At 73.3% G+C, this 8,433-nt stretch carries 8 protein-coding genes and 1 pseudogene; 5 read left to right on the top strand and 4 right to left on the bottom strand.

Features of this window, described 5'->3' with window-relative positions; genetic code table 11:
• Positions 1–432: pseudogene (locus KBX39_RS15600) on the bottom strand (PA-phosphatase); the annotation flags it as partial.
• A 111-nt stretch (positions 433–543) separates the two neighbouring features.
• On the opposite strand from KBX39_RS15600, the gene KBX39_RS15605 reads away from it, so the two are divergent.
• On the top strand, positions 544–1,752 hold the full coding sequence (locus KBX39_RS15605; RefSeq protein WP_030502801.1) for a DUF4032 domain-containing protein: 1,209 nt from the start codon (positions 544–546) through the stop codon (positions 1,750–1,752).
• A gap of 12 nt (positions 1,753–1,764) precedes the next feature.
• Here KBX39_RS15605 and nagA read toward each other — a convergent pair whose 3' ends face one another.
• The 3 genes from nagA to KBX39_RS15620 form a co-directional block, all read right to left on the bottom strand.
• Positions 1,765–2,874 (bottom strand): N-acetylglucosamine-6-phosphate deacetylase, encoded by a 1,110-nt coding sequence (gene nagA, locus KBX39_RS15610; RefSeq protein ID WP_043327965.1) that lies wholly within the window; start codon positions 2,872–2,874, stop codon positions 1,765–1,767.
• Complete coding sequence (locus KBX39_RS15615; protein WP_210871227.1) at positions 2,871–3,803, bottom strand: ROK family protein; 933 nt, start codon at positions 3,801–3,803, stop codon at positions 2,871–2,873. Before KBX39_RS15615 ends, nagA begins: the two co-directional genes overlap by 4 nt.
• 79 nt (positions 3,804–3,882) lie before the next feature.
• Positions 3,883–4,812, bottom strand: a complete 930-nt coding sequence (locus tag KBX39_RS15620; RefSeq protein WP_043327967.1) for an SIS domain-containing protein — start codon at positions 4,810–4,812, stop codon at positions 3,883–3,885.
• 199 nt (positions 4,813–5,011) lie between these two features.
• Here KBX39_RS15620 and KBX39_RS15625 point away from each other — a divergent pair, with 199 nt between their 5' ends.
• The 4 genes from KBX39_RS15625 to KBX39_RS15640 form a co-directional block, all read left to right on the top strand.
• Positions 5,012–5,797: a DeoR/GlpR family DNA-binding transcription regulator gene (locus KBX39_RS15625; RefSeq protein ID WP_043327968.1), complete on the top strand. Its 786-nt coding sequence runs from the start codon at positions 5,012–5,014 to the stop codon at positions 5,795–5,797.
• Positions 5,798–5,960: 163 nt separating this feature from the next.
• Entirely contained in the window at positions 5,961–6,959 is a 999-nt protein-coding gene (locus KBX39_RS15630; protein ID WP_043327969.1) for an ATP-binding cassette domain-containing protein, read from the top strand.
• Positions 6,956–7,969 carry an ABC transporter permease subunit gene (locus KBX39_RS15635; RefSeq protein ID WP_187693791.1) on the top strand — a complete coding sequence of 338 codons (1,014 nt, stop codon included), beginning with the start codon at positions 6,956–6,958 and terminating at the stop codon, positions 7,967–7,969. Before KBX39_RS15630 ends, KBX39_RS15635 begins: the two co-directional genes overlap by 4 nt.
• Positions 7,970–8,105: 136 nt before the next feature.
• Positions 8,106–8,433, top strand: a 328-nt coding sequence (locus KBX39_RS15640; protein ID WP_210871229.1) for a DUF3263 domain-containing protein, incomplete at its 3' end; no start/stop codon positions are given.

Below are 8,433 nucleotides of genomic sequence, written 5' to 3' on the forward strand. Positions count from 1 at the left end.
CTGGAACAGCGGCAGCGTCTGCTCGGGCGACAGGAACGGCTCCTTGACCGAGGCGCTCGGCGCCGGCCGGGCCGTCCACACCTTCAGCGGCCCGATCGTGAAGAACGTCAGCACGAACGCGACCACCGGCGGCAGGATCGGCCGCACCGAGCGCAGCCGCAGCGCCAGCAGCACGCCCAGTCCGGCCGCGAGCAGCGTCAGCGGGGTGCCCTGGCCGAGCAGGTTGAGCGTCATCGCCACCCAGCGGGCGGCGGTCGGGCGGTGCTCGTCGGACCAGTCGGCGACCGCCCGGTCGAGCCCGAACAGGTGCCCGGAGGCGAGCGCCACGGTGATCGCCACCACTGACGCGAGCAGCAGCCCGTCGAACCACCACCCGGCCGGCCGGACCGGCCGCAGCCGCAGGTCACCGCGTACCCCTGAGGTCTGACGCACGCGACCACGCTACCGGCCGCCGACGGCGCCGGGGCGGCGCGGGCATCGGCGGCTGTGTGCCGAGCCACGAAGGGAAGCGCGGCGCGGGGGTGAGCGGTCACACTGGTTGCCGTGCGGATCACCTCGGCTCTCGTCGACCCGGCGCTGCTCGACCTCCCCTGGTCGACCCCGCTGGAGCAGTGGCCTGCCGAGCACCTGGTGGCGCTGCCGCAGGGCATCTCCCGGCACATCGTGCGGTTCGTCCGGCTCGGCGGGTACGTCTACGCGGTGAAGGAGACCGGCGAGCGGGTCGCCGAGCGCGAGTACGACCTGCTGCGGGCGCTGGAGCGGATCGACTTCCCGTCGGTGGAGGCCGTCGCCATCGTGGCCGACCGGCAGAGCGACGACGGCGAGCCGCTGGACCCGGTGCTGATCACCCGCCACCTCCAGTTCTCCCTGCCCTACCGGGCGCTGTTCTCCCGCACGCTGCGGCCGGAGACCATGAACCGTCTGCTCGACGCGCTCGCGGTGCTGCTGGTCCGGATGCACCTGACCGGTTTCTTCTGGGGCGACTGCTCGCTGTCCAACACGCTGTTCCGGCGGGACGCGGGCGCGTTCGCCGCCTACCTGGTGGACGCGGAGACCGGCGCGCTGCACCCGTCGCTGTCCAACGGGCAGCGCGGCGAGGACCTGGAGATCGCCCGGGTCAACATCTTCGGCGAGGCGCTCGACCTGCAGGCCGCCGGCCTGCTGCACGAGTCGATCGACCCGGAGGTGGTCTGCGAGGAGGTCGTACGGCGCTACGAGCAGCTCTGGCACGAGATCACCTACGAGCAGCAGGTCGAGCGCGCCGCCCGGCACGACATCGAGCGCCGCATCCGCCGCCTCAACGAGCTGGGCTTCGACGTGGCCGAGGTGGCGATGTCCACTGTCGACAACGGGCGTTACCTGGTGCGGCCGAAGGTGGTCGACGTCGGCTACCACACCCGGCGGCTGCTGCGCCTCACCGGCCTGGACGCGGAGGAGAACCAGGCCCGCCGGCTCCTCAACGACCTGGACGCCTACCGGGTGGAGAGCGACCTGACCGACGAGCAGCAGGCGGCGCACCGCTGGCTGACCGAGGTCTTCGAGCCGGTGGTCCGGGCGGTGCCCGCGCACCTGCGCCGCAAGCTGGAGCCGCAGGAGCTGTTCGCCCAGATCATCGAGCACAAGTGGCTGCTCTCCGAGCAGGCCGGGCGGGACGTGGGGATGCGCCGGGCGGTGCAGTCGTACCTGGCGGACGTGCTGGTGCACCGGCCGGACGAGCAGGCGGTGCTCGGCGTCGAGGTGCCCACCGCCTGACCGCCGGGCGGGTCACTCCACCCAGTTACCGCCGCGCATCACCCGCACCACGTTCAGGTCGTCGTCAAGCACCACCAGGTCGGCGCGCAGCCCGGCGACCAGCGCGCCGACCCGGTCGCCCAGGCCGATCGCGCGGGCCGGGGTGGTGGCGACCATGCGGCAGGCGTCCGGCAGGGCCACGCCCGCGCCGACCGCGTGCCGCAGCGCGGCGTCCATGGTGAGCGTGCTGCCGGCGATCGCGCCGTTGTGGGCGAGCCGGGCCTCCCCGCCGGCCACGGTGACCGCCTGGCCGCCCAGCTCGTACTCGCCGTCGGGCATGCCGGCGGCGGCCATCGCGTCGGTGATCAGCGCGGCCCGCTCCGGGCCGGCCACCGAGGTGGCGAAACCGAGCATCCCGTCGTGCAGGTGCACCCCGTCGGCGACCAGCTCGCACACCACGTTCGGGGCCTCCAGCAGCGCCACCACCGGGCCGGGCTCACGGTGGTGCACCGGGCGCATCCCGTTGAACAGGTGGGTGCCGACCGTCGCGCCCGCGGCCACCGCCGCGCGGGTCTGCTCCCAGGTCGCGTCGGTGTGCCCGACCGCCGCCACCACGCCCTGCGACACCAGCAGCTCGATCGCCTTGGTGGCGCCGTCGCGTTCCGGCGCGAGCGTGACCATGCGTACCGCGCCGCCGCCCAGCTCGATCAGCTCGGTCAGCTCGGCCGTGGACGGGTCCCGCAGGAACTCCGGGTTCTGCGCGCCGCAGCGGTCGGCAGACAGGTACGGGCCCTCGAAGTGGACGCCGGCGAGCACGCCGGACTCGACCAGCGGGCGGTAGGCGGCGGTGGCGTCGCGCATCAGCTCGAACGGGGAACTGACCAGGCTGGCCAGCAGCGTGGTGGTGCCGTGCCCGAGATGGAACGCGGCGGCCTGCCGCGCCGCCTCCGGGTCGCCGGTGGTGAACGTGTGCCCGCCGCCGCCGTGGGTGTGCATGTCCACGAAGCCCGGCACGATCCAGTGCCCGTCGCGCACCGACGGATACTCGGCGACGGCGGTGATCCGCCCGTCCGCGATCTCCACGCAGCCCTGCCGGATGACGCCGGTCGGGGTCACCACCTTGCCGGTCACACGCCGGGTCATCGACTCTCCTTCACCAGGGTGTCCAGGGCCAGCAGGGCGGCGCCGAGGCAGCCGGCCTCGTCGCCGAGGTCGGCCGCGACCAGGCGCGGTTCGCGATGGAACGTCAGCCGCTCGCGCAGCGCCGCCCGCAGCGGGTCGAACAGCCGGGCGCCGGCCTGGGCCAGCCCGCCGCCGAGCACCACTGTCGACACATCGTAGAGCGCCTGCCCGGTGGCCAGTCCGTCGGCGAGCGCCTCGACCGCGTCCTGCCACACCTCCACGGCGAGCGGTTCACCGGCCGCCGCGCGCTCGGCAACCTGGGCGGCGGTGGTGGGCGCGCCGGACAGCTCCGCGTACCGGCGTCCGATCGCCGAGGCCGACGACACCGCCTCCAGGCAGCCGGTCCGCCCGCAGCCGCAGCGCGGTCCGCCGGGCCGTACCAGGATGTGGCCGATCTCCCCGGCGGCGCCGTGCGCGCCGGTGGCGGCCGACCCGTCGACCACGTGGGCGGCGGCGATGCCGGTGCCGATGGCGACGAAGAGCACGTGGCCGGCGTCCCGCCCGGCCCCGAGGCGCGCCTCGGCCAGGCCCCCGGCACGCACGTCGTGGCCGAGCGCCGCGGGCAGTCCCAGCCGCGTGCCCGCCAGCTCCCGCAGGGGTACGTCCCGGAAGCCCACGTTCGCCGACCAGACCGCCACGCCGCGCGCCTCGTCGACCACACCGGGTACGGCGATGCCGCAGGCCACCGGCGTACGGCCGTCGGCGCGGGCCTTGCCGGCCAGCCCTTCGGCCACGTCGAGGATCGTGCCGACCACCGCCTCCGGGCCGCGCTGCGCGCCGGTGTCGTGCCGTTCGGTGTGCACTGTCGTGCCGTCCGGCCGGACCAGGGCGCACTTCATCCCGGTGCCGCCCACGTCCAGCGCGACGACGACCTCGTCGCCTCCACTCACGCCGTGGGCTCGCTTCGCTCGCTCACGCCGTGCTGACTGGGCATGCGCTCACGGCCCTCGCTGCGCTCGGTGCGTTCGCTCATGCCAGGACCACGGACCGGGTCAGGTGGCGCGGCGCGTCCGGGTCGAGGCCACGGGTGGTCGCGAGCGCGACCGCGAAACGCTGGGCCAGGATCAGGTCGGCCATCGGGTCGACCGGGTTGCGCCCGGCCGCCCAGCTCGTCAGCACCGTGCGCCAGCCGTGCGTGCGGCTGTGCACGAACGCGGCGCCGGTGGCGGCCACGTCCTCCGGCAGGCCGTCCGGGATCTCGCCGAGCGCCCACACCAGCCGGCCGGGGGCGGCGACCGAGATCGGGCCGTGCCGGTAGTCCATCGCCGGGTACGCCTCGGCCCAGAACGTGGCCGCCTCGCGGCACTTCAGCGCGGCCTCCTGGGCCAGCCCGACGGTCCAGCCGCGGCCGAGGAAGGTGACCTGCTCGATGCCGGCCGGGTCGATCGGCAGCGGGGCCCGGACGGCCACCTCCGCGTCGGCGGCGAGCCGGCTGAGGTCCTCGCCGAGGTGGGCGCGCAGCAGCGCGAGCGCGGTGGTGGCGAAGCGGGTCTGCACCACCGACCGCTCGTCGGCGAAGGGGAGCGCGACAGTGGCGTCCGCGGACGCGACGGCGGCCGAGTCCGGGTCGCCGACGAGGACCGTGGTGGGGATCCGCCCGCGCAGCGCGGCGAGCAGGTCGAGCACCTCGGTGGTGGTGCCGGAGCGGGTGATCGCGATGAGCCGGTCGTAGTGGCGGCCGGTGGGGAACTCGCTGGCCTGGAAGGCGTCGGTCTCGCCGTGGCCGGCGGCCTCGCGCAGTCCGGCGTACGCCATGGCCATGAACCACGACGTGCCGCAACCGACCACCGCGACCCGCTCGCCGGGGCGCGGCAGGCGCTCGGCGACGGTCGGAGCGAGTCGCGCCGCCTCCCGCCAGCAGTCGGGCTGGCTCGCGATCTCCGCGTGCACGTACGCCATGACAACTCCTCGCCGGGAAAAACCCTTGCGCAATACGGCGCGATACTGCCGTCTTTCGCGCGTCATTCTGCGCGAAGCGGCGTGGTTGTGGCAACTGTCTCCAAGTTCGCGCAGCGAAGGCTTTTGCGCGGACTGACTTTCGCGCACTAGTGTGCACGCAACCGATCACCGTTCACGCATAGTCAGGGAGGCCCCAGCGGTGGACCGCTACGCGCGCTGGAACGCGCTGCTGGAGATGCTGACCGACAGCGGCCGGGTCACCGTCGAGGAGGCGGCCGACCGGCTGGACGTCTCCCAGGCCACCATCCGGCGTGACTTCGACCAGCTCGCCCAGCAGCAGATGATCACCCGTACCCGGGGTGGCGCGGTCGCCAACGGCGTCTCCTACGACCTGCCGCTGCGCTACAAGACCGCGAAGCACTCGGCCGAGAAGCAGCGGATCGGCACGGCCGCCGCCGCCCTCGTCTCCCCGGGCACCGTGGTCGGCCTCAACGGCGGCACCACGAGCACCGAGGTCGCGCGGGCGCTGGCCGTACGCCCCGACCTCAACACCAGCGCGGAGGGCGCCCAGCTCACCGTGGTCACCAACGCGCTGAACATCGCCAACGAGCTGCTGGTGCGCTCGCGGATGAAGGTGGTGGTGGCCGGCGGCGTGGTCCGGCCCAAGTCGTTCGAGCTGGTCGGCCCGCTGGGCGGGGCGCTGCTGCGTGAGGTCACGCTTGACGTCGCGCTGCTCGGCGTGGACGCGATCGACCCGCAGCTCGGCGCCGCCGCGCACCACGAGGGGGAGGCGGCCATGAACAGTCTCATGGTCGCCCGCGCCAAGCGGGTCGTCGTGATAGCCGATTCCTCGAAGCTCGGTGGGCACGCGTTCGCCCGGATCTGCCCGGTGGACCGGGTCGAGACGCTGGTGACCGACTCCGGCGCGTCCCCGGACGTGGTGGCGGCGTTCCGTGAGGCCGGCGTCCACGTCGTCTGCGCCTGACGGCGCAAGGAAGGGACCCTTCTTAACGCCTGCGGTAGAGGAGGGGCCCCTTTTTAACGCGCCTCGACGCGCCTCGACACGCCGACACTGCATACCGGGTATTGCCATCCGGTGCATACCGCGTATGGTGTCGCTGACGCCTACTTATCGGGGGAGGTCAGCTGTGTCGGCTGTCCTGGAGATCGAAGGTCTCCGCAAGACGTACCGGAGCCGGAAGCGCGGGGTCCGCCACGCGCTCGACGGCTTCGACATGCGAGTGGAAGCCGGCCAGGTGCACGGCTTCCTCGGCCCGAACGGTTCGGGCAAGACCACCACGCTGCGTACGCTGCTCGGCCTGATCAAGCCGAACGGCGGCCGGATGGCGATCCTCGGTCAGGAGCTGCCGCACGCGCTGCCGGCCGTCGCCGGGCAGGTCGGCGCCATCGTGGAGAGTCCGCAGTTCTTCCCGCACTTCAGCGCGCGGGACACGCTGGGCCTGCTCGCCCAGGCGGGTGAGCTGCCCAAGCAGCGCGTGGACGAGGTGCTGGAGCTGGTCGGGCTGCGCGACCGGGCGGGTGAGCGGGTCAAGACCTACTCGCTCGGCATGAAGCAGCGCCTCGCGGTCGCGTCCGCGCTACTCAAGAACCCCAAGCTGCTGATCCTCGACGAGCCGGCGAACGGCCTCGACCCGGGCGGCATCCGGGAGATGCGCGGGCTGATGCGGGAGCTGTCCGAGGCCGGGATGACTGTGGTGCTCTCCAGCCACATCCTGGGCGAGATCCAACTCATCTGCGACTCGGTCACCATCATCTCGCTCGGCCGCCGGGTCGCGTTCGGACCGGTCGACCAGGTGCTCGCGGCCCACTCCCAGGGCGCCGTGCGGGTACGCCTGGAGGCGGTCGACGACCTGCCCCAGGCCGCCGACGCGCTCAGCCGTGCCGGGGTCGGCGTGACCGCCGAGCCGGACCACCTGATGCTGTCCGGTGTGGACAAGCCGGCCACCGTCAGCCGCCTGCTCGCCGAGCAGGGCCTGTACGTCAGCGAGCTCACCCCGGTCGCCGTCGACCTGGAGAGCGTCTTCCTCGAACTGACCGCCACCGCGCCGGTCCCCGGCCAGCACCGTCAGGTCGATCAGTCCGCCAAGGTCGACCAGACCGGCACCGCAGGAGGTTGGGGCGCATGAGCCTGTTCGTCACCGAGCTGCGCCGGCTCGGCAAGCGCCGGCTGACCCGGCTGATGCTCGTGCTCCTGGTGCTCGGCCTGGCCACCGTCGCGACCGCGTTCAGTTTCTCCAGCGAGAAGCTCTCGCCCGTGGTGGTGGCCGAGGCCGAGGCCAAGGCGAACAACGACTACCAGTCCGCGATGACGGACTGGAAGCGTAACGTCGCGGAGTGCGAGGCGGCCCAGGCGCGCGGCGAGAAGACCGAGGAGCGGTACGGCCCGAACTGCGGCAAGGACTACCAGCCGCAGCCCGACATGTTCGAGGCGAAGTGGTACCTGCCGTACCAGTTCGACTTCCGGGCCGAGTTCCCCATGTTCATCGCCGTGTTCGCCGCCTCCGTGGCGCTGTTCGGCTTCATCGTCGGCGCCTCCTTCGTGGGCGCCGAGTGGAACACCGGCGGGATGATGAACCTGCTGTTGTGGCGACCGAAGCGGCTGACCGTGCTGGGCACGAAGCTGGCCGCCCTGCTGACCACGGTGTTCGGCCTGACCGTGGTGCTCGGCGCGCTCTGGACGGCGGCGTTCTGGCTGATCGCCGGCCAGCGGGGCAGTACCGCGAAGATGACCGCCGGGGTGTGGCAGTCGATCGGGCTGGACGGGCTGCGCGCGCTGGGCATGACGCTCCTCGTGGCGGCGGTCGGGTTCGCGCTGGCCTCGCTGGGCCGGCACACGGCGATGGCGCTCGGCGCGGCGGTGGGCATCTTCGCGGTGAGTGAGATCGGCATCCGGATCGCGGTCGCCGTGCTCGGGGTGCAGTTCGGCGACCGGTACGTGCTCTCCACGTACGCCCAGTCGTGGTTCCTGAAGCAGGCGGAACTGTTCGACTACGACACCTGTCAGTTCTCCCAGGGCGCCTGCGAGCCGGCCACGTACGTGGTCACCTGGCAGCAGTCGGCTGTGGTGTTCGGCGTGGCCCTGGTGGGCGCGGTCGTGGCCGCGTTCTGGACGATGCGGCGGCGGGACATCGCCTGACCTGGTCCGCGCCGCCGGCTCCCCCCGGCGGCGCGGACCCCGCGTCCGATGCGGCCGGGGGCGGCCCTGGTTACGCTGGGGCTCCCCCGGCCGGCGCGCTCCGCGTGCCGGTCACCCGCCGTCGGAGAGGAGCGCCATGTCCGCCGACGCCTCGCAGCGGGCCGCCGTCGACCCGTCCGGCCCGGCAGCGGGTACGCGCCACGCGGGCGGGACGGTTCCGCCACCGCGCACCGCTCCGCCCGTCGAGTCCACCGCACCGTCGGAGCCGTCGGAGTCCGTCCGGCCCGGGTCGCCGCCCGTCGAGTCCACCGCGCCGGTCGAGCAGCCCGGTCCGGAAGCGGCGGATACGGGCGCCGCGGGCACGACGCCGGCCGGCCTCACCGAGCGGGAGCAGCGGATCCTCGCCTTCGAGGCGCAGTGGTGGAAGCACGCCGGAGCCAAGGAACAGGCCATCCGGGACACGT

It is taken from the genome of Micromonospora sp. D75 (genome assembly GCF_018070405.1).
Classification (GTDB): Bacteria; Actinomycetota; Actinomycetes; order Mycobacteriales; family Micromonosporaceae; genus Micromonospora; species Micromonospora chalcea.